Raw genomic sequence first — 19,337 nt, 5'->3', positions numbered from 1 at the left:
CTCAGCCCCTTACCAGTTGCGGAAGCGCTTGGGCGGGTCGTACAGGCCGCCGGACCAGCGCACCAGATCCTTCACCGAACGTGCCGCCAGCAGGTCACGGCTGGCATCGCGCACGGAGATGCCCAGGTCATCCGGGCGGCGGATGACGCCGCGGTCGCGCAGGTTCTCCACCATCGCGCGGTCGCGTCCCAGGCCCACGGCGGTATAGCCGGACACGCCGCGGATCGCCTGTTCGCGTTCTTCCGGGGTGCGGCACAGCAGCAGGTTGGCGATGCCTTCCTCGGTCAGCACATGGCTGACGTCGTCGCCGTAGATCATCACCGGCGGCAGCGGCATGTCCGCGCGTTCGGCCAGCTCCCATGCATCCAGCCGTTCGACGAAGGCCGGCGCCATGTGCTCGCGGAAGGTTTCCACCATCTGCACCACCAGCTTGCGCCCGCGCGGCATTTCGCCGGGGCGTGCGGCCTGCTGGCCGGCCTTGATCCAGGCATCGCTGGCATGGCGGCGGCCGCGCGCATCCGAGCCCATGTTCGGTGCGCCGCCGAAGCCGGCGATGCGGTCGCGGGTGGCGGTGGAGCTGTTGCCCTGCAGGTCGATCTGCAGGGTGGAGCCGATGAACATGTCACACGCATACAGGCCGGCGGTCTGCGAGAACGCGCGGTTGGAGCGCATCGAGCCATCGGCACCGGTGAAGAACACATCGCTGCGTGCGGCGATGTACTTCTCCATGCCCAGTTCGGAACCGAACGAATGCACCGACTTGACGAAGCCCGATTCGATCGCCGGAATCAGCGCCGGGTGCGGATTGAGCGCCCAGTGCTGGCAGATCTTTCCCTTCAGCCCGAGCGATTCGGCGTAGGTCGGCAGCAGCAGTTCGATGGCGGCCGTGTCGAAGCCGATGCCATGGTTGAGTCGGTTCACGCCGTACTCGGCGTAGATGCCCTTGATCGCCATCATCGCCATCAGCACCTGGATCTCGGAGATCTGCGCCGGGTCGCGGGTGAACAGCGGTTCGATATGGTTCGGCTTCGGCGCCTGCACCACGAAGTTGACCCAGTCCGCAGGAATATCGACGCGGGGGAGGGTGTCGACGATCTCGTTGACCTGGGCAAAGACGATGCCGCCACCAAACGCCGTGGCCTCGACGATCACCGGGGTGTCTTCGGTATTCGGCCCGGTGTACAGGTTGCCGTGCCGATCTGCGGCCTGTGCTGCGACCAGGGCCACGCGCGGGGTCAGGTCGATGAAGTAGCGGCCGAACAGCTCCAGGTAGGTGTGGATGGCACCGATCTGGATGCGGCCCTCGGCCACCAGGTTGGCCAGGCGCACTGATTGCGGGCCGGAGAACGAGAAGTCCAGTTTCGAGGCGATGCCGCGCTCGAACACGTCCAGGTGCGAGGGCAGCGACAGCACCGACTGCACCATGTGCAGGTCATGCACGCGGGCGGGGTCGAGGTCGGCCAGCGCCTGGGCGAGGAAATCGGCCTGCTTCTGGTTGTTGCCCTCCAGGCAGACCTTGTCGCCGGGTTCCAGCAGCGCATGCAGCAGTTCGCCGACGTCGCTGGCAGCCACCTCGCGGCCCCGGGCCCACGGTGCGGCCCGCTGCAGGCGGGCCTGGCGGCTGCGTTCCAACGTATCCCAGCTCGGGTTCATCGACCGGCTTCCGATTGGCGTTGAAATAATTACGGCATAATTATGATGGGTGTGCAACCCGCGCTGCAGCAAATGAAAGGGCCCGCGCGGAGGCGGGCCCATTCAGATTGAAATGGAGGATGACCCGCATCGATCGGGGTAGTGCCGGCCGCTGGCCGGCTCCGCGTGATCGATGCATCGCTTGGAGCCGGCCAGCGGCCGGCACTACCGTTTCAGGTCGCTCAGAACTTCCAGCGCAGGCTGGCCGACACGAAGCGCGGCTCGCCGAAGTTGTTGTAGTCCAGGTTGGCCCAGTAGGTCTTGTCCAGCGCGTTGCGCACGCTCAGGGTCGCGGTCCAGTTGTCGCTGATGCGGTAGTTGGCGTTGAACTGCACCAGTGAGTAGGCCGGCTGGTTCACCGTCACCGTGCCTCCCAGCGGGTAGGCGATGTTGTAGCCCTGCACCTTGCTCTGCCACTGCACGCCACCGCCGATGCTCAGGCGCTTGAGTGCGCCGCGCAGCTGCAGCTGGGTGTTGAGCTGCAGCAGGTCCTCGGGCGGATTGGCGTACAGCAGGTCGGTGGCGGCGCGGGTCACCTTGACCTGGGTGTAGCCGGCATTGACCGTCCAGCCCGGCAGGATCTCGCCGTTGACGTCCATCTCCCAGCCGCGCGCCTTGGTGCCGTTGATGCCGATGTAGGCCGAGCTACCATCACTCAGCGTGCCTTCCGGCACGCTCATGTCGCGCACGGCGTAGTTGTCCTGCTTGGCTTCGAACACCGCCGCATTGGCCGTCAGGCGGCCATTGAACCACTGCGTCTTGATGCCCGCTTCCAGGTTCGAGCCCTGTACCGGCGCCAGCAGGTTCTCGTTGCGGTCCTTGTAGTTCTGTGGATTGAAGATCTCGGTGTAGCTGGCATAGGCCGACACGTTCGGCGTGATCTCGTAGACCAGGCCCACGTACGGGGTGACTTCATCGCTCACCTTGTAGGCACCGCTGGTGCCGGTGTAGACGCCGGCGGCGTTGTACGAGCGGCTGAGCGTTTCCCAGCGGCTCAGGCGTGCACCTGCAATCAGCGACAGCGGATCGGCCAGGCGCAGGCGGGTGGCCAGGTAGACGCCGCTCTGCGTGGTCTTGGCCACGCGGCGCGCACCGGTGCGGGTGTAGGTCACCTCGGAAATGTCGCCGTTCCAGTTGAACACGTTGGGGATGTAGTAGCAGCGCTCACGCCCGCAGGTTGCCCAGTCGCCCGGGAAGTTCAGTGCCAGGGTGTTGGTGGTGCCTTCCAGGTCAGACCACTGCGCGCCGACGGTGAGGTCGTGGTCGCGGCCCAACAGCGGGAAGCTGCCGGTCAGGTAGGCATCTACATTGCGGCGGGTGTCCTTCGAATCACCGGCGGCGGCACGCAGGTAGATGCCCGAGCCGGTCACCGGGTCCGGGTTGCCGGTGCCGTACAGGCGCACGTTCTGCACGTTGCCGCGGGTGTAGGCGGTGTTGATCTTGAGCAGCCAGTTGTCGCCGAAACGCTGTTCCAGGTTGGCGAAGGCGGTGCTGCTCTCGCGCTTCCAGTAGCTCCACTTCGGCGACAGGTTGGTCGAGCGCGCCAGATGGGCGAAGTTGCCCTGGTTGTCGAAGAACGCCACGGTGCCCCAGGTCGAACCGGTCGGGTTGTTGTCCTGGGTCTGGTAGCCGACGGTGACCGTGGTGCTGTCGGTGACATCGCCTTCCAGCACCGCCATGCCGGCCATCTTGTTTTCCTTGTAGCGGTCGTAATACAGCCCGCGGTCGGTGTAGGCGGCGACCACGCGGCTGCGGAAGCGGCCGTCATCGGTCAGTGGCGCGGTTACATCGGCCTCCATGCGGCGGTAGTCCCAGCTGCCGGCGCTGACCGCGAACGACGCGTCGAATTCCTTGCCCGGGCGCTTGCGCAGCAGGTTGACCGTGGCCGACGGCACGCCGGCGCCGCTGAGCAGGCCGTTGGCACCTCGGATCACTTCGATGCGGTCGTAGAAGGCGGTGTCGTACTCCTGGTTGGTGGAGCCGCTGTAGGTGGGAATGCCATCGACCTGGAAGTCGGTGATGGCAAAGCCACGCGCGTAGTACAGCGGGCGCTGCGTGTCATAGAAGGACACGCTGACGCCGGTGACGTTGCGCATCACATCGTTGATGCTGAACAGTGATTCGTCCTGCAGGCGCTGCAGGCTGATCGCGGTGGCCGACTGCGGGGTTTCCTGCAGGGTGATCGGCAGGCGCGTGGTACTGGCCGGCGGCGCCGACTGCTCGGCACGCACGCTGACCCGGTCCAGGGTCTTGGCGTCGGCCGCGCCATCGGCGGCAGCGAACGCGCTGGGCGTGGCCAGCAGGGCCAGCGACGAAAGCAGGGCGGCCGGCAGCAGCGCGCGGCGGGGCAGGCGGGTACGGAAGGTCAGGGACATGGTGGGCTCGAAACGTGGAGGCGGGGAGGGCGGCAACAGTCGTCCAGCACCCGGGCGGCGGCTTCGGGCACGGTCAGGTCCATCTGGGGAGATGGCGCGGTCACTGCGCAGGATGCAAATGTAAATAATTCTTAACAACATTACAATTCGCGTCATTGTGCAGGGGCTTCCCGGCGCAGAGCAGTGGCGGCCGGGGGCGGATCCCGTTGCCGCAGGCAATGGGCTCTGACCCCATCATCGGCGCCCAGGCGCAGGTCAGAGCCCTCCAGTGCGGGTAGGGATCCGACCCATCTCGCACAAAAACAAACGGCCACCCGAAGGTGGCCGTCCGTCTGCATCGAAAGGAACGCGCGGGCTTACAGCGCCTGCAGTTCCTCGTTGGCATTGCGCTTTTCCTTGGCCGGTGCCGGAACCGCTGCAGGCACTACCGCCGGGGCAGGAGCCGCCGCATTGGCGTCCACCGGCACCTCCAGGTACGGCAGGTGCAGGGTCTGGCTGGTCAGCGTGCGGATCTCGTTCACCAGCGCGGCGCTGTCGTTGAGCTTGCGCCCGTACGACGGCACGATCTCGCGCAGGCGGGTTTCCCAGCCGGCCTTCATCTGGTCCGGGAAGGCCTTGGCCATCAGGTCCAGCATGATCGGCGGCGAGGTCGACGCACCCGGCGACGCGCCGAGCAGGGCGGCGATGGTGTGGTCCTTGTCGGTCACGATCTCGGTACCGAACTGCAGCACCGGGCCCTTCAGCGGATCACGCTTGATGATCTGCACGCGCTGGCCGGCGGTGACCAGCTTCCAGTCGCCCGGCTTGGCATTGGGGAAGTACTTGACCAGTTCGGCCTGGCGGTCGGCATCGTTCAGGCGTGCCTGGCCCATCAGGTACTGCACCAGGTCCAGGTTGTCCTTGCCCACTTCCAGCATCGGGCCAACGTTGTTGTGGGTGACCGACGAGTACAGGTCCCACCACGAGCCGTGCTTGAGGAACTTGGTGCTGTACAGCGCGAACGGCCCGAACAGGACCACCGGCTTGCCGTCCAGCTTGCGCGCATCCAGGTGCGGCACCGACATCGGCGGCGAGCCGGTCTCAGCCATGCCGTAGGCCTTCACGCCATGGCGCGAGGTCACGTCCTGGCCCTGGAAGGCGAGGAACTGGCCACCGACCGGGAAACCGGCGTAGTCCTTCGATTCCGGAATGCCCGACATCTGCAGCAGCTTCAGCGCGGCGCCACCGGCACCGATGAACACGAAGCGGCTGTGGGTGGTGGTCTCGGTGCCGGCCTTGAGGTCCTTCACCGTCACGTTCCAGCTCTTGTCGGCGTTCTGCCGCAGCGCGCTCACTTCGTGGTTCAGGTGCAGGCTGAAGTTCGGGCTGCGCTGCAGGCCGGTGGTCAGCTGGCGGGTGATCACACCGAAGTTGACGTCGGTACCGAGCGGCATCCAGGTCGCGGCGACCTTCTGCTTCGGGTCACGGCCTTCCATCAGCAGCGGTGCCCACTGCTTGATCTGTGCCGGATCCTCGGAGTACTGCATGCCGTAGAACAGCGGGTTCTTCACCAGGGCCTGCTGGCGCTTGTGCAGGTAGGCGATGTTGTCATCGCCCCAGACGAAGCTCATGTGCGGGGTCGGGTTGATGAAGTCGCTGGGCTGGCTCAGCCGGCCTTCCTTCACCTGGTGCGACCAGAACTGGCGCGAGACCTCGAACGATTCGGCGATGCCGACCGCGCGCTTGGTCTCGATGCTGCCGTCGGGTAGTTCCGGGGTGTAGTTCAGTTCGGCGAACGCCGAATGGCCGGTGCCGGCGTTGTTCCAGCCGTCGGAGCTTTCACCGGCGACGCCGTCGAGGCGTTCGTAGACCTGGATGTTCCAGTCCGGCTGCAGTTCCTGCAGGTAGGTGGCCAGGGTGATGCTCATGATGCCGGCGCCGACCAGCACAACATCGACGGGCTTGTCGTTGCTGGCGGCGGGCACGGAACGCTGGGTCAGCGGCCAGTACAGGAACAGCGCGGCGGCCAGCAACAGCAGCACGAGCAGGGCGAGCAGGGCCTTGCCAAATTTCTTCATGGGGGCGGGATCGTTGGCGGAGGGGAGGAGTTCAGGATGCGCATGGGGCAGGGAAAGGGCGTGAAGAAACAACGCCTTGCAGCATCCATCCGCGATTCTAACCGGATCCGGTCCGTTTTTGATGCAACGCAGCATCCGACGTTTCGCGGCACCGTCACGCGAAGCGCCGGGACCACGCCCGGCTCAGACCAGCTCGAGGATCTCGTCACCGGCCTCATCGATCTCGCCTGTCGGACGCCAGCCCAGGCGGCGGTAGAAGCCATGCGAGCGCGAACGCGGGTCGGCCGAGCAGGCCAGGAACAGGCGCCGGTGGCCGGCATCGCGGGTCAGGCTGACCACTTCCTGCAGCAGCTGGCGGCCGATGCCGCGGCCCTCGTACTCCGGCAGCAGCGCCAGCACCAGCACCTCGCCGCTGTCGTGGTCGGCGAAGCAGTAGCCGACCATGCGCTCACCCTCCCAGGCGACGCGGCCGATCGAATCGCCGTGGGCGATGCCGGCCGCCCAGCTGTCCACGGTGATGCCCAGTTCCGCCAGCTGCGCCGCATTGAAGGCATTCTCGCGGGTGCGCCCGCGCAGATCGATGCAGGCGGCGGCATCGTCGGGGCGGGCGTCGCGCAGGTACACGGGCATGCCGGACATCCTTGTAATGGTCGGCCCGCCAGTATCCGCATCGCGCATGGACCCGGTGTGTAGACTCGATGGAGATCCGATGGAGCCCCGAAAAAGGGGACGGAGGGGATTAAGCCGTTTAAGGCCAATACGACATCCAAGGCAAATACGACTTAATCCCCTCCGTCCCCTTTTTGCGCCATGCGTCAGCGCTTGCGCCGGATCAGTGCCGAGGAAGCATCCAGCACCGCGCGGGTCAGCAGGGCCATGGTCTGCACGTCGCCCTTCCAGTGCTGCCAGTACAGCGGCACGTCTTCCCACGCGCGCTGGCGTACGTAGACCAGGCGGCCCGCGTCCAGGTGCCGCTTGACCAGCGGCAGGGGATTCATGGTCCAGCCCATGCCGCCCAGGTTGGCCTGCACGAAGGCGCGGGTGGAGGGAATCCACCAGGTCGGCGCGGTGCTGGGCAGGTCGTCGCCGGCCATGCGCCGGGCAAAGCGCGACTGCATTTCGTCCTTGCGGTTGAACACCAGCACCGGGGCCTGCGCCAGCGCCTGCGCGGTCACGCCCTTGGCGAAATGGCGTTCGCGGAATTCGGGGGTACAGGTCGCCGCGTAACGGATGCTGCCCAGCGCGTGGATCTGGCAGCCCTGCACCGGCTCGTCCAGCGTGGTCACCGCACCCAGCACCGTGCCCTGGCGCAGAAGCTCCACGGTGTGGTCCTGGTCCTCCACGCGCAGGTCCAGGGTGGTGCCGGTGCCCTGCGCGAACTGCGCGGCGGCCTGCGGGAACCAGGTTTCCAGGCTGTCGTGGTTCACCGCCACCGGGATGCTGGCCTGGGGCAGGTCTTCGTCAGCCAGGCCCATCCGGTGCAGCGCGTCGTGTTCGAGCAGGGCGGTCTGCTCGGCCAGCTGCACCAGCAGCTGGCCCTCGGCGGTGGCGGTGGCCGGGGTGCCGCGCTTGACCAGCAGGCGCCCGATCCGGTCCTCCAGCGCCTTGACCCGCTGCGAGATGGCCGAGGGCGTGACATTCAGCGAGTGTGCGGCGCGGTCGAAGCTGCCTTCGCGGATCACTGCGGCCAGGGCGCGCAGCTGGGCATGGTCGATACGCATCGAATTAAGTTCCGCTAATGTTGGTTTAGGAAGTTTAGCTCGTCTTTTTCATGTTGCGGTGCGACAATGGCGCTCGTTCCGGTGCTGTCCGCCTTCGCGAGGCACCGTCCCCCCAGCAATACAAGGCAGTGAATCCCATGTTCTCGGTCATCTCCGCCAGCACCGGCCTCGGTGCCTGGTTCTCTGGTGCAGCCACCGGCATCGGCCTGTTCGCCGTGGTCGGGGCCCAGAGCGCCTTCATTCTGCGCCAGGGCATCCTGCGCAAGCACATCGTGCCGGTGGTCGCCACCTGCGCGGCCATCGATGCCATCTTCATCTTCGCCAGCGTGGCCGGCCTGCGCACGCTTACCTCGGCGCTGCCGTGGCTGACCACCGCCGTGCTGTGGACCGGTGTCGCGTTCCTGGCCTGGTATGCGATGAAGTCGGCACGCCGTGCGATCGCCGGCGGCGGTGGCATGGGCGAGGCTGACAGCGACGACGGCAGCCGCCGCGCGGTGCTGATGGCCGCGGTCGGCTTCTCGCTGATCAATCCGCACTTCTGGCTGGACATGATGGTGATCGGCTCCATCGCCGAGAACTTCGGCAACGCCCGCATGGCCTTCGCCGCTGGCGTGGTCACTGCCAGCTGCCTGTGGCTGACCGCGCAGGGCCTCGGCGCGCGCCTGCTGGCGCCGCTGTTCACCAAGCCCAGCACCTGGCGCGTGCTCGACGGCACCATCGCCGTGATCCTCAGCATCCTGGCCCTCATGTTGGCGGTGCGCGGGGTCCACTGACCCGGCGCACGCCCCCCGAACCCACGTCCTGACTCTCTCTCCAAGGTAGTGGCAACGACGGCACCGGCAACGGTGCCGTCGTCTTTTCCGGCTCTGGCGGGAAACGCACGGCACTGCCTAGAATCGGCCACCAGGACAAGGTGTCCACAGGAGCAGGGGAAGGATGCACAAGACGATTCTGGCGGCCGCACTGGCCGTCATCGGGGGCGTTGCCACAGGCAGCGTGGGGGCGGTGGACCTGACGCAGTACCTGCGTCGCGAGACCTTCACCGACATCAAGATTTCGCCGGGGGGCGAATACGTGGCGGCAACGGTGCCGAAGGAAGACAGCACCGCGATCGCGATCCTGCGCTTGAAGGACAAGCAGCTGGTCGGTAGTTTCTGGCCACCCAGCCGCAACCACGCGCAGGAATTCGACTGGGTCAGCAATGAGCGCCTGCTGATCGGCCTGGCCGAGAAGTGGGGGGCGCTCGACCAGCCCAATCCCACCGGCGAACTCTATGCCATCGATGCCAACGGCAACCGTGGCGAACTGCTGGTCGGCTACCGCGTCGAAAGCAAGGGCCCGGGCACCCGCATCCAGCCGAAGAAGGTCGAAGCAGTGGCCGCCTTCCTGGCCGACGACCTGCCGGGCGATGAGCGCAACGTGCTGGTCACTGTGTGGCCGCTCGCCGAGGATCCATTCACCCGCGTCGATCGCATGGATGTGACCACAGGTCGTCGCTCGCGGGTGGCGTCTTCGCCGGTACGGCGTGGTGAGTTCACCACCGACGGTGCCGGCGAGGTCCGCTTCGTGCACGGCTCGGGCAGCGACAACGTCAACAAGCTGTACTTCCGCGACCGCAGCGGTGACAGCTGGAAGCTGATCAACGACGAGGCGGTCAGCAAGCGCATCGAAACCGCCCTCGGCTTCTCGGCCGACGACAACCTGGCCTATCTCAATGTCGAGCAGACCCAGGGGCCGGATGCGATCGTCAGCTGGAATCCGCAGACCGGCGAACGCGCCACGCTGCTGCGCGACGAGGTGGTCAATCCGTACCGCATCATCCATCGGCCCGGCACCCATGTGCCGGTGGGCGCGCTGTATCTGGGCGATAAGCCACGCACCCGCTTCTTCGACGAGAAGTCGCCGGAGGCACGCCTGTATCGCAGTCTGGAAGCGGCCTTCGGCGGCGCGGTCTACATCACCTCCAGCACCCGCGATGGCCGCGTCGTGCTGGTGGAAACCTGGTCGGGCACCAATCCCGGCGATTTCTACGTGTACGACACGGTGGCGCGCAAGGCTGACCACCTGATCAGCCGCAGCGACTGGATCGACGTGGACCGCAGTGCCAGCGTGAAGCCGATTGCACTGAAGGCCCGCGACGGGCTGCCGCTGCATGGCTTCCTGACCCTGCCGGCCGGCAGCGACGGGCGCAACCTGCCGATGGTGGTAATGCCGCATGGTGGCCCGTTCGACATCTTCGATTCCGGCCAGTACGACCGCGAAACGCAGATGCTGGCCGCCGCCGGTTATGCCGTGCTGCAGGTCAACTTCCGCGGGTCGGGCAACTACGGTCGGGCCCACACCCAGGCCGGTGCGCAGCAGTGGGGCGCGGCGATGCAGGACGACGTCACCGATGCCACCCGCTGGGCGATCAGCGAAGGCATCGCCGATGGCCGTCGCATCTGCATCTATGGCGCCAGCTACGGAGCCTACTCGGCGATGATGGGGGCCGCCCGCGAGCCCGGGCTGTACCAGTGCGCGGCGGGCTATGTCGGGGTCTACGACCTGCCGATGATGTATACCCGGGGCGACATCCAGGATCGCGGTTCAGGCGTGACCTACCTGCGCGAATGGCTGGGGGATCCGGCCAAGCTGGGTGCGGTGTCGCCGGTGAACCTGGCCGAGCGGATCAAGGTGCCGGTGTTCCTCGCAGCCGGTGGCGAAGACAAGCGCGCGCCGATCCAGCACACCGAGCGCATGGAAGCGGCGCTCAAGCGTGCCGGCACGCCGGTGGAGAGCCTGTACTACAAGACCGAAGGCCACGGCTTCTACACCGAGGCCCATCGCAGCGAGTACTACGACAAGCTGCTGGCGTTCCTGGCGCGCAGCCTCGGCGGCAAGACCGCGACAGCCGCACCTGCGGCAGGCAAGGACAAGGCGCCCTGAACTGGCAGGGCGGCGGATGATCCTTCCGCCGCCCTGGTTTTCCGCGCGCGCGGGGTTTACTTGACCCCGTGCATCATCCGCTTCAGCAGCGGCGCAGCGATGAAGGCGGCCAGTGCACAGCCCAGGCCGATCCACATCAGCAGCCAGAACAGGTGCGCGTAGGCGCCGGCGGCAGCCACCATGTCCAGCGATTCGCCTTCCGGCACCTCGATCGCGGCCAGCTTGCCGAACAGCGCGGCCAGCGTTTCCGAGAATGCGGTGGCCAGGAACCAGGTGCCCATCATCAGGCTCATCACCCGCGGCACGGCCAGCTGGGTCACTGCCGACAGGCCGACCGGCGACAGGCACATCTCGCCGCTGGCCAGCAGGAAGTAGGCCAGCACCAGCCACCACACGCTGGCCATCTCACCGGTGGCGCCGACCTGCTGCGCCGCCAGCGCCAGCGGCACGAACGACAGCGCGCCGATCACCAGGCCCCAGGCTGACTTCACCGGCTTGCCCGGTTCCCAGCCGCGGCGGTCCATCCAGGTCCAGAGTGCGGCGAAGGCCGGCGCGAGCAGCACCAGGAACAGGCCGCCGAGGTAGGTCAGCGAACCGGCGGTCTGCGGAATCACCAGGCAGTCGCGCACCAGCAGCACCAGCATCAGCACGACGATGGCGGCGAAGAACGTGCGCGGTGCGGCCGAACCCGGACGCCGTTCGGACAGGCGCGCGCTGACCACGAAGCCCAGCGGTGCCAGCAGCAGCGAGATGATCGACCACGGCAGCGGCGTACCGCCGGTGATCACCAGCGCAGGCACGATGTCCTTGGTCAGCAGGCGGTCGGTGAAGGTCACCCACGAGCCGTACGACTGCTCGTACATGGTGAAAAACCCAGCGCCATGAAGATCAGCACCATCAGCGCGATCATCTGCTGGCGCTGCACTGGCGTGCACTTGCTGCCAGTGAACCAGGCGAACCAGACCAGTACGCCGCCCAGCACCACCAGCATCAGCATCAGCGCCAGGCTGATTTCGCCGCCCAGCGCGAACGCACCATTGCCGGCGGCCCACATCAGCCACGCCACCGGCAGCACACCGAGCACCGCGCACAGATAGATGAGCCATTCGCGCGGCAGGCCCAGCACCTTCTGCTTCAGCGCCGCCGGTTGCGGTGGCTCGGCGTGGCCCTGCAGGTACTTCTGGCCCCACAGGAACATCGCCAGGCCGGCCAGCATGCCGATGCCGGCCGCGCCGAAACCGTATTTCCAGCCATACGCCTCGCCGAGGAAGCCACACACCAGCGACGAGAACAGCGCGCCGAGGTTGATGCCGGCGTAGAACAGCGAGAAGCCCGAATCACGTCGCGGGTCATCCTTGGCGTACAGCTTGCCGACGATGGTGGAGATGTTCGGCTTCAGGAAGCCCACGCCCATGATGATCAGGGCCAGCGACAGGTAGGTCACCGCCAGCGCCGAGGTGTCGCGCACCACTTCGCCGTTCACCCGGTACGCCGCGTGGCCTTCGAAGGCCATGCCAAGGTGACCGAGCACCAGCAGGATGCCGCCGAACAGCACCGCGCGGCGCATGCCCAGCCAGCGGTCGGCCAGCATGCCGCCGAACACCGGGATGCAGTACACCAGGCCGCCGTAGGCGCCAAGCAGGTCCAGCCCGGCCTTGTCGCCGAACAGGTGGTACTTGGTCAGGTACAGCAGCAGCAGCGCCTTCATGCCGTAGAAGGAGAAGCGCTCCCACATTTCGGTGAAGAAGCAGACATAGACGCCCTTGGGGTGGCCCAGGAAGTCGTCGGAAGCGGTAGCGGCAACGGTCATCGACGGCGGGGACAGCGGAAAGGGCGCGATTATAGAAGGGCAGGGGCCGCATCACGGCGCTTATGACAAATACGACTTAATCCCCTCCGTCCCCTTTTTGCGGCAGGCGCTGCGCGGCTTTGCGGGATCGGCCGGTTGGCCTTGCTGCACCGGTCGGGCGGCCGGGTGGGCCAGGGCTGGCGGTGACCATGCGCACTGGACTTGCCGCCCCCTGAACGCTAGCGTGCAGGGGATTTTTTGCCAGCAGGGGCTTCCATGAACCACGACGCTGCGCCCAAGCAGCTCACCTTCCGCGCAGTGGCCCTGGCCATCGTGCTGGCGGTGGTGCTGTCGGCCGCAAACGCCTACCTCGGTCTGTTCGCAGGCCTGACCATCGCCACCGCCATTCCCGCTGCGGTGATTTCCATGGGCGTGCTGCGCCTGCTGGGCGGTGGCTCCATCCTTGAAAACAACATCGTGCAGACCGGCGCCTCGGCCGGTTCGTCGATCGCCGCCGGTGTGATCTTCACCATCCCCGCGCTGGTGATCATGGGCTACTGGCCGGACTTCAAGTACTGGTGGGTGCTGGGCATCGCCGGCCTCGGCGGCCTGCTGGGCGTGCTGTTCTCGGTGCCGCTGCGCCGTTCGATGATCGTCGAAGACCCGCTGCCGTTCCCGGAAGGCAAGGCAGCGGCGGAAGTGCTCAAGGCCGGTGAGAACCCGGGCCCGGGCCTGAAGATCCTCGCCATTTCGGCGGTGATCGGTGCCTTCGTGAAGCTGGCCGCGGAAAGCGGCATGCGCCTGATTCCCGATGCCTGGGCCACCTCGGCCTACGTCGGCAGCTCCAAGGTCACCGCCTTCATCGGCACCAACCTGTCGCCGGCACTGCTGGGAGTGGGCTACATCGTCGGCCTCAACGTCGGCATCGTGGTGGTGTCCGGCTCGATCCTGACCTGGCACATCGCCATTCCGATCTACCAGGCGTTCTTCATGAACACCGATCCGGCACTGGCCGCGTCGGTGGCCGCTGCTTCCTCCACCGAGGCCGCGTTCGCCATCTGGGGCGCGAAGATGCGCTACCTGGGCGTCGGCGCAATGCTGATCGGCGGCATCTGGACCCTGATCTCGCTGCGCAAGTCGCTGCTCAACGGCGTCAAGAGCGGCTTTGCCGCCGCCCGCAAGAGCGGTGGCCCGGTGCTGGCGCACACCGAGCGCGACCTGCCGATGAAGTGGATGCTGGTCGCCCTGGTGGTGTTCGTGCTGCCGCTGCTGGCCCTGTACCAGGCCATCGTCGGCCAGTGGCACGTGTCGATCCCGATGACCCTCATCATGATCGTCGCCGGCTTCCTGTTCGTTTCGGTCTCGGCCTACCTGGCCGGCCTGATCGGTTCGTCCAACAACCCGGTCTCGGGCATCACCATCTCCACCATCCTGTTCGCCTCGGCCGTGCTGGTCGTGCTGCTGGGCAAGGATGGCCTGCAGCCGGTCGGCGCCTTCGGTGCGCCGCTGGGCGCGGTGGCCGCGATCATGATCGGTGCGGTGGTGTGCTGTGCGGCAGCGGTCGGCGGTGACAACCTGCAGGACCTCAAGGCCGGTTACATCGTCGGTGCCACCCCGTGGAAGCAGCAGCTGATGCTGGGCATCGGTGCGTTCTCCTGCGCGCTGATCATGGCGCCGGTGCTGAACCTGCTGGCCACCGCCTACGGCATCGGCGTGAAGTCCGAGCTGCACCCGAACGCGCTGGCTGCTCCGCAGGCCAACCTGATGGCCTCCGTGGCCAAGGGCCTGTTCGGTGGCGAGCTGCCGTGGACCTTCATCGGGATCGGTGCCGTGGTGGGCGCCGCCATCATCGCCTTCGACAGCTGGCTGAAGTCGCGCAACGCCCGCTTCCGCGTGCCGGTGCTGGCCGCCGCCATCGGCATCTACCTGCCGCTGGAACTGATGGTGCCGATCTTCCTCGGCGGCCTGATCGCCTACCTGGTCGAGCGCTTCCACAAGGTGCGTGCCGACGACGAAGAAGGCCGCGACCGCGTGCACAAGCCGGGTGTGCTGTTTGCTGCCGGCCTGATCACCGGCGAGGCACTGATGGGCATCGCCATCGCGATTCCGATCGTGGTCAGCAGCCGCGCCGACGTGCTGGCCGTGCCGTTCCACCTGCCGGGCGCACAGTGGATCGGCCTGGCCGTGCTGTTCGTGGTCGGCTGGCTGATCTACCGCACCGGCAAGCGCGCCGTGGCGTGATGCACGGGGTCGGATCCCTTCCCGCAGGGAAGGGCTCTGACCCGGTAGTGCCGGCCGCTGACCGGCAACCAGACAGATTGCCGGCCAGCGGCCGGCACTACCGCAAACCGCGCTACGGCGCGGTTTGCCTTTTCTGGCGAAGGCATCGACCCGTCCCCGGCCATGACCGATGGCCTTGGCAGCCCCGGCCGCACGGGCCTACCATCGGTTTTTTGCCGTCCTGCGGAGACCCCGATGAAACTGCGTCATGCCCTGCTGCCACTGAGCCTGCTGGCCGCCCTGCCCAGCGTCGCCGCTGCCCGTGGCCTGGAAGTCCGCGACATGGTGGCCATGGACCGCGTCTCCGCGCCGGTACTGACCGCCGATGGCGGCACCGTGGTGTTCGCCAAGCGCAGCGTGGACGCCAACCTGAAGGCCTCCACCGCGCTGTTCGCGCGCAACCTGCGCACGCGTGACGCGGCCCCGCCGAAGCAGATCACCCCGGCTGGCTGGAGCGTCAATTCCGCGTCGCTGTCGGCCGACGGCCAGACCGTGTATTTCCTCAGTGCCAAGAACGGCAGCCAGCAGCTGTACGCGCAGCCGATCAACGGCGGCACCCCGCGCCAGCTGACCGACTTCCCGGTGGACGTGGACAGCTACCACGTGTCGCCGCAGGACGACCGCGTGCTGTTCAGCGCCGGCGTGTTCCAGGCCTGCGCCTCGGACCTGGCCTGCACCGAGAAGAAGCTCAAGGACGTGGCCGGCGCCAAGGCCAGCGGCAAGGTCTTCGATTCGCTGTTCGTGCGCCACTGGGATACCTGGAACGACGGCCGCCGCAACACCCTGTTCGTGGCGCCGCTGCCGGCGGCCAAGGCCGGTGCGGTCAAGGGCGCGTCGGCGCTGAGCGCGACCATCGACGGTGATGCGCCGTCCAAGCCGTTCGGTGGCAATGATGATTTCGCGTGGTCGCCGGATGGCGCCAGCGTGGTGGCCAGCATCCGCGTTGCCGGCAAGCAGGAGCCGTGGTCGACCAACTTCGACCTGTACCGCTTCGACGCCGCCGGCAAGCAGGCGCCGGTCAACCTGACCGCTGCCAACCCGGCCTGGGATGCCGGCCCGGTGTTCAGCGCCGACGGCAAGACCCTGTTCTACCGTGCGATGAAGCGCCCGGGCTTCGAGGCTGACCGCTTCGGCCTAATGGCGATGGACCTGGCCAGCGGCAAGACCCGCGAGATCGCCCCGCAGTGGGATCGTTCGGCCGGTGGCATCACCCTGTCCGCGGATGGTGCCAGCATCTACACCACTGCCGATGACCTCGGCGAACACCCGCTGTTCCAGATCGACGTGGCCAGCGGCAAGGCCACCAAGCTGATCGGCGACGGCAGCGTGACCGCGGTCGACGTGGCCGGCAACAGCGTGGCGATCACCCGCAACAGCCTGAAGAGCAACGACCAGGTGCTGGTCGGCCTGCTGCCGGCCGCGGGTGAAGCCATCGGCGAACTGCGCGCGCTGACCCCGGCTGCCGGCGAGGTGCTCAAGGATGTCAGCTTCGGCGACTACGAGCAGTTCGAGTTCAAGGGCTGGAACAACGACACCGTGCATGGCTATGTGGTCAAGCCGCACAACTACCAGGAAGGCAAGTCGTACCCGGTTGCGTTCCTGATCCATGGCGGCCCGCAGGGCAGCTTCGGCAATGGCTGGAGCTACCGCTGGAACCCGCAGACCTATGCGGGCCAGGGCTACGCCGTGGTGATGATCGACTTCCACGGTTCCACCGGCTATGGCCAGGCCTTCACCGATGCGATCAGCCAGCACTGGGGCGACCGTCCGCTGGAAGACCTGCAGAAGGGCTGGGACGCCGCGCTGAAGAAGTATTCCTTCCTCAACGGTGACAAGGCCTGTGCGCTGGGTGCCAGCTACGGCGGCTTCATGGTCAACTGGATTGCCGGCAACTGGAACAGCCCGTTCAAGTGCCTGGTCAACCATGACGGCGTGTTCGACCAGCGCATGATGGGCTACGCCACCGAAGAGCTGTGGTTTACCGAGTGGGAGCAGGGCGGTACCCCGTACCAGAAGGCCGCGAACTACGAGAAGTTCAACCCGGTCAACCACGTGGCGGACTGGAAGAAGCCGATCCTGGTCATCCATGGCCAGCAGGACTTCCGCATTCCGGTCGAGCAGGGCCTGGCCGCTTTCACCGCCGCCCAGCGCCAGGGCATCGAATCGAAGTTCCTGTACTTCCCGGATGAAAACCACTGGGTGCTGAAGCCGAACAACAGCATCCTGTGGCATGACACCGTCAACGCCTGGCTGAAGCAGCACATCGGCGAATAAGCCGGTTCAGCGCCCAGGGGTCGGATCCCTTTCGCCACGCGGAAGGGCTCCGACCCCGTCATTGACCGCCCCCGGGGTCAGAGCCCTTTCGCGTGGCGAAAGGGATCGACCCCGCACCCAGAGCGCCTGCATGCCCTCGACCGCCCTGATCCAGAACGACATCGTCGTCTTCGGTTTGATCGCCGCCACGCTCGGCGCCGTGTTCTGGACCGCCTCGCGCGAGCAGGGCCTGTGGAAGCGCTTCTACACCTTCGTGCCGGCACTGCTGCTGTGCTACCTGATTCCCGGCATCTACAACACCGTCGGCCTGATCGACGGCCAGAACACCAGGCTCTACAACCCGATCGCGCGCGACATCCTGTTGCCGGCGGCGCTGATCCTGCTGACCCTGGCAGTGGACATCAAGGGCATCCTGCGGCTCGGCCCGAAGCTGGTGCTGATGTACCTGGGCGCCTCGGCCAGCATCATGCTCGGTGCGGTGGTGGCGTTCCTGGTGATGCGCGCGATCCATCCCGACACCGTGGCCGGTGATACCTGGGCCGGCATGGCGGCACTGGCCGGCAGCTGGATCGGTGGTGGCGCCAACATGCTGGCGATGCGCGAAGTGTTCGACGTCAATGCGACCACCTTCGGCCAGTTCGCCGTGGTCGACGTGGGTGTCGGTTACGTGTGGATGGCTGCGCTGATCTTCCTGGCCGGGCGTGCAGCGAAGATCGACGCGCGCAGCGGTGCTGACACGTCGGCCATCGATGAGCTGAAGGAGCGCATCGCGCGCTTCCAGGCCGAGCACGAACGCATTCCCAGCCTGACCGACCTGATGCTGATCGTGGCGGTGGCTTTCGGTGGTGTCGGCCTGTCGCACGCGATCGGTGCGCCGCTGGCGGCCTGGTTCAAGGCCAACGTCAGCTGGGCCCCGCAGTTCAGCCTGGACGCGCCGTTCGTGTGGGTGGTGGTGCTGTCGACCACGCTGGGCCTGAGCCTGAGCTTCACCCGCGCACGCAATCTGGAAGGCGCAGGCGCGTCGCGGCTGGGCTCGCTGCTGCTGTACTTCCTGATCGCCTGCATCGGCATGCAGATGGATCTGCTGGCGCTGCTGGACCGCCCGTGGCTGTTCCTGCTCGGCCTGATCTGGATTGCCGTGCACATCGTGCTGCTGTGGTGCCTGGGCAAGCTGCTGAAGGTGCCGTTCTTCTATTTCGCCATCGGTTCGCAGTCGAACATCGGTGGCCCGGCCTCAGCGCCGGTGGTGGCGGCCGCGTTCCATCCGGCCCTGGCGCCGGTGGGCGTGCTGCTGGGCACGATGGGCTATGCCACCGGCACCTACCTGGCCTACATCGTCGGCATTACCCTGCGCGCGCTGGCCGGGCAGGGCTGATGGGTGTTGGGGTCAGATCCCTTTTGCGCCGCAAAAGGGATCTGACCCGGTCCACGATGCGTTACGCCACCGGCAAGCCGCGTTCGATCAGCCACGCTTTCGCGTCTTCGGCGTCCTGCTCGAACCACGCCTTCGTAGATCCCAGCCGATACGTATACCCCCAGGCATCCATGTCGGCCATCAGCCGCTGGCTGCCGACACCGGGCAGCTGCCCGGCCAGCACGATCTGCAGGTAGCAGGTCGCGTCTTCCTCGGCCACCGAGTCGGTGGCATCGGTATGCACCTGCGCACGCCGCTCCGGTGGCAGCACGATCAGGTGGCAGGCTTCGTGCAGCATCGAGTGCACCGGGGTGTCATCGCGCACGTACACGTTGCTGGCGATGATGCCCGCCTCGGGTTCGCCCCAGTAGCTGCCGGGAATCGGTTCACCGGCCGCTACGTGGTGCAGCCGAAGGCCGTGCGCGGCGAGCAGGCACTGCGCATCGGCGAAGGCGATGTCGCCCACGCAGGTGATGTCCACGGCGGTTGTCGTATCGGTCATGCGGGTCAGGCAGCCCCGCCCATGCAGGCACGGGCGGGGCGGGGGATCAGGGTTTGTCCGGGCCTTCAGGCAGCGCCACGGAGATGTCCAGCACGTCGTGCTGGCCATCCTTCACCAGGTCGACCTTCACCGCATCGACGTCGATGTTCACGTACTTCTTGATCACTTCCAGCAGCTCGCGCTGCAGCAGCGGCAGGTAGTCCGGGCCACCGCGGTGGCTGCGCTCCTGCGCGATGATGATCTGCAGGCGGTTCTTGGCGGTTTCGGCGGTGGTCTTCTTCGCTTTGAGGAAATCAAACAGGCCCATG

12 protein-coding genes and 1 pseudogene are annotated in these 19,337 nt (G+C 66.7%); 5 read left to right on the top strand and 8 right to left on the bottom strand.

Going from position 1 to position 19,337, the window contains the following annotated elements; translation table 11 throughout:
* Positions 1–9: 9 nt before the first annotated feature.
* The 5 genes from mdcA to ACXI0D_RS06410 all read right to left on the bottom strand — a co-directional run bounded on the left by mdcA (position 10) and on the right by ACXI0D_RS06410 (position 7,845).
* On the bottom strand, positions 10–1,653 hold the full coding sequence (gene mdcA, locus ACXI0D_RS06430; RefSeq protein ID WP_049443762.1) for a malonate decarboxylase subunit alpha: 1,644 nt from the start codon (positions 1,651–1,653) through the stop codon (positions 10–12).
* 221 nt (positions 1,654–1,874) lie between these two features.
* Positions 1,875–4,067 carry a TonB-dependent siderophore receptor gene (locus tag ACXI0D_RS06425; protein WP_479642425.1) on the bottom strand — a complete coding sequence of 731 codons (2,193 nt, stop codon included), beginning with the start codon at positions 4,065–4,067 and terminating at the stop codon, positions 1,875–1,877.
* 356 nt (positions 4,068–4,423) lie between these two features.
* Positions 4,424–6,124: a malate dehydrogenase (quinone) gene (gene mqo / locus ACXI0D_RS06420; RefSeq protein WP_049443758.1), complete on the bottom strand. Its 1,701-nt coding sequence runs from the start codon at positions 6,122–6,124 to the stop codon at positions 4,424–4,426.
* A 183-nt stretch (positions 6,125–6,307) separates the two neighbouring features.
* Complete coding sequence (locus ACXI0D_RS06415; protein ID WP_049443884.1) at positions 6,308–6,754, bottom strand: GNAT family N-acetyltransferase; 447 nt, start codon at positions 6,752–6,754, stop codon at positions 6,308–6,310.
* Positions 6,755–6,939: 185 nt separating this feature from the next.
* A complete protein-coding gene (locus ACXI0D_RS06410) occupies positions 6,940–7,845 on the bottom strand; it encodes a LysR family transcriptional regulator ArgP (protein ID WP_014036348.1) in 906 nt (301 codons plus the stop codon).
* A 137-nt stretch (positions 7,846–7,982) separates the two neighbouring features.
* Between ACXI0D_RS06410 and ACXI0D_RS06405 the strand changes: the two genes are divergently transcribed.
* Positions 7,983–8,618 (top strand): LysE/ArgO family amino acid transporter, encoded by a 636-nt coding sequence (locus ACXI0D_RS06405; protein ID WP_005415673.1) that lies wholly within the window; start codon positions 7,983–7,985, stop codon positions 8,616–8,618.
* Between the two features lie 163 nt (positions 8,619–8,781).
* Complete coding sequence (locus tag ACXI0D_RS06400) at positions 8,782–10,770, top strand: alpha/beta hydrolase family protein (protein ID WP_479642424.1); 1,989 nt, start codon at positions 8,782–8,784, stop codon at positions 10,768–10,770.
* Positions 10,771–10,826: 56 nt separating this feature from the next.
* Here ACXI0D_RS06400 and ACXI0D_RS06395 read toward each other — a convergent pair.
* Positions 10,827–12,580 (bottom strand): annotated as a pseudogene (locus ACXI0D_RS06395) (peptide MFS transporter).
* Positions 12,581–12,835: 255 nt separating this feature from the next.
* Here ACXI0D_RS06395 and ACXI0D_RS06390 point away from each other — a divergent pair.
* The 3 genes from ACXI0D_RS06390 to ACXI0D_RS06380 all read left to right on the top strand — a co-directional run bounded on the left by ACXI0D_RS06390 (position 12,836) and on the right by ACXI0D_RS06380 (position 18,488).
* On the top strand, positions 12,836–14,800 hold the full coding sequence (locus ACXI0D_RS06390) for an OPT family oligopeptide transporter (protein WP_014036352.1): 1,965 nt from the start codon (positions 12,836–12,838) through the stop codon (positions 14,798–14,800).
* A gap of 234 nt (positions 14,801–15,034) precedes the next feature.
* A complete protein-coding gene (locus ACXI0D_RS06385) occupies positions 15,035–17,113 on the top strand; it encodes an alpha/beta hydrolase family protein (protein ID WP_049443748.1) in 2,079 nt (692 codons plus the stop codon).
* A gap of 130 nt (positions 17,114–17,243) precedes the next feature.
* Positions 17,244–18,488, top strand: a complete 1,245-nt coding sequence (locus ACXI0D_RS06380) for a DUF819 family protein (protein WP_049443746.1) — start codon at positions 17,244–17,246, stop codon at positions 18,486–18,488.
* 61 nt (positions 18,489–18,549) lie between these two features.
* Here ACXI0D_RS06380 and ACXI0D_RS06375 read toward each other — a convergent pair whose 3' ends face one another.
* Positions 18,550–19,029: a hypothetical protein gene (locus ACXI0D_RS06375; protein ID WP_014646351.1), complete on the bottom strand. Its 480-nt coding sequence runs from the start codon at positions 19,027–19,029 to the stop codon at positions 18,550–18,552.
* Between the two features lie 46 nt (positions 19,030–19,075).
* The gene (gene minE / locus ACXI0D_RS06370) at positions 19,076–19,336 is read right to left on the bottom strand and encodes a cell division topological specificity factor MinE (protein WP_005408532.1); all 261 of its coding nucleotides are present in this window, start codon (positions 19,334–19,336) and stop codon (positions 19,076–19,078) included.
* Between the last annotated feature and the right edge of the window lies 1 nt (position 19,337).

This window comes from Stenotrophomonas sp. C9D9 (assembly GCF_056491205.1).
The sequence above is the reverse complement of the archived record's forward strand: the minus strand, read 5'-3'. Positions and strand labels throughout refer to the sequence as shown.

Excerpts from the sequence above, each read along its gene's own strand:
- mdcA (WP_049443762.1), bottom strand. The coding sequence starts at position 1,653 with ATGAACCCGAGCTGGGATACGTTGGAACGCAGCCGCCAGGCCCGCCTG.
- ACXI0D_RS06425 (WP_479642425.1), bottom strand. The coding sequence starts at position 4,067 with ATGTCCCTGACCTTCCGTACCCGCCTGCCCCGCCGCGCGCTGCTGCCG.
- mqo (WP_049443758.1), bottom strand. The coding sequence starts at position 6,124 with ATGAAGAAATTTGGCAAGGCCCTGCTCGCCCTGCTCGTGCTGCTGTTG.
- ACXI0D_RS06415 (WP_049443884.1), bottom strand. The coding sequence starts at position 6,754 with ATGCCCGTGTACCTGCGCGACGCCCGCCCCGACGATGCCGCCGCCTGC.
- ACXI0D_RS06410 (WP_014036348.1), bottom strand. The coding sequence starts at position 7,845 with ATGCGTATCGACCATGCCCAGCTGCGCGCCCTGGCCGCAGTGATCCGC.
- ACXI0D_RS06405 (WP_005415673.1), top strand. The coding sequence starts at position 7,983 with ATGTTCTCGGTCATCTCCGCCAGCACCGGCCTCGGTGCCTGGTTCTCT.
- ACXI0D_RS06400 (WP_479642424.1), top strand. The coding sequence starts at position 8,782 with ATGCACAAGACGATTCTGGCGGCCGCACTGGCCGTCATCGGGGGCGTT.
- ACXI0D_RS06390 (WP_014036352.1), top strand. The coding sequence starts at position 12,836 with ATGAACCACGACGCTGCGCCCAAGCAGCTCACCTTCCGCGCAGTGGCC.
- ACXI0D_RS06385 (WP_049443748.1), top strand. The coding sequence starts at position 15,035 with ATGAAACTGCGTCATGCCCTGCTGCCACTGAGCCTGCTGGCCGCCCTG.
- ACXI0D_RS06380 (WP_049443746.1), top strand. The coding sequence starts at position 17,244 with ATGCCCTCGACCGCCCTGATCCAGAACGACATCGTCGTCTTCGGTTTG.
- ACXI0D_RS06375 (WP_014646351.1), bottom strand. The coding sequence starts at position 19,029 with ATGACCGATACGACAACCGCCGTGGACATCACCTGCGTGGGCGACATC.
- minE (WP_005408532.1), bottom strand. The coding sequence starts at position 19,336 with ATGGGCCTGTTTGATTTCCTCAAAGCGAAGAAGACCACCGCCGAAACC.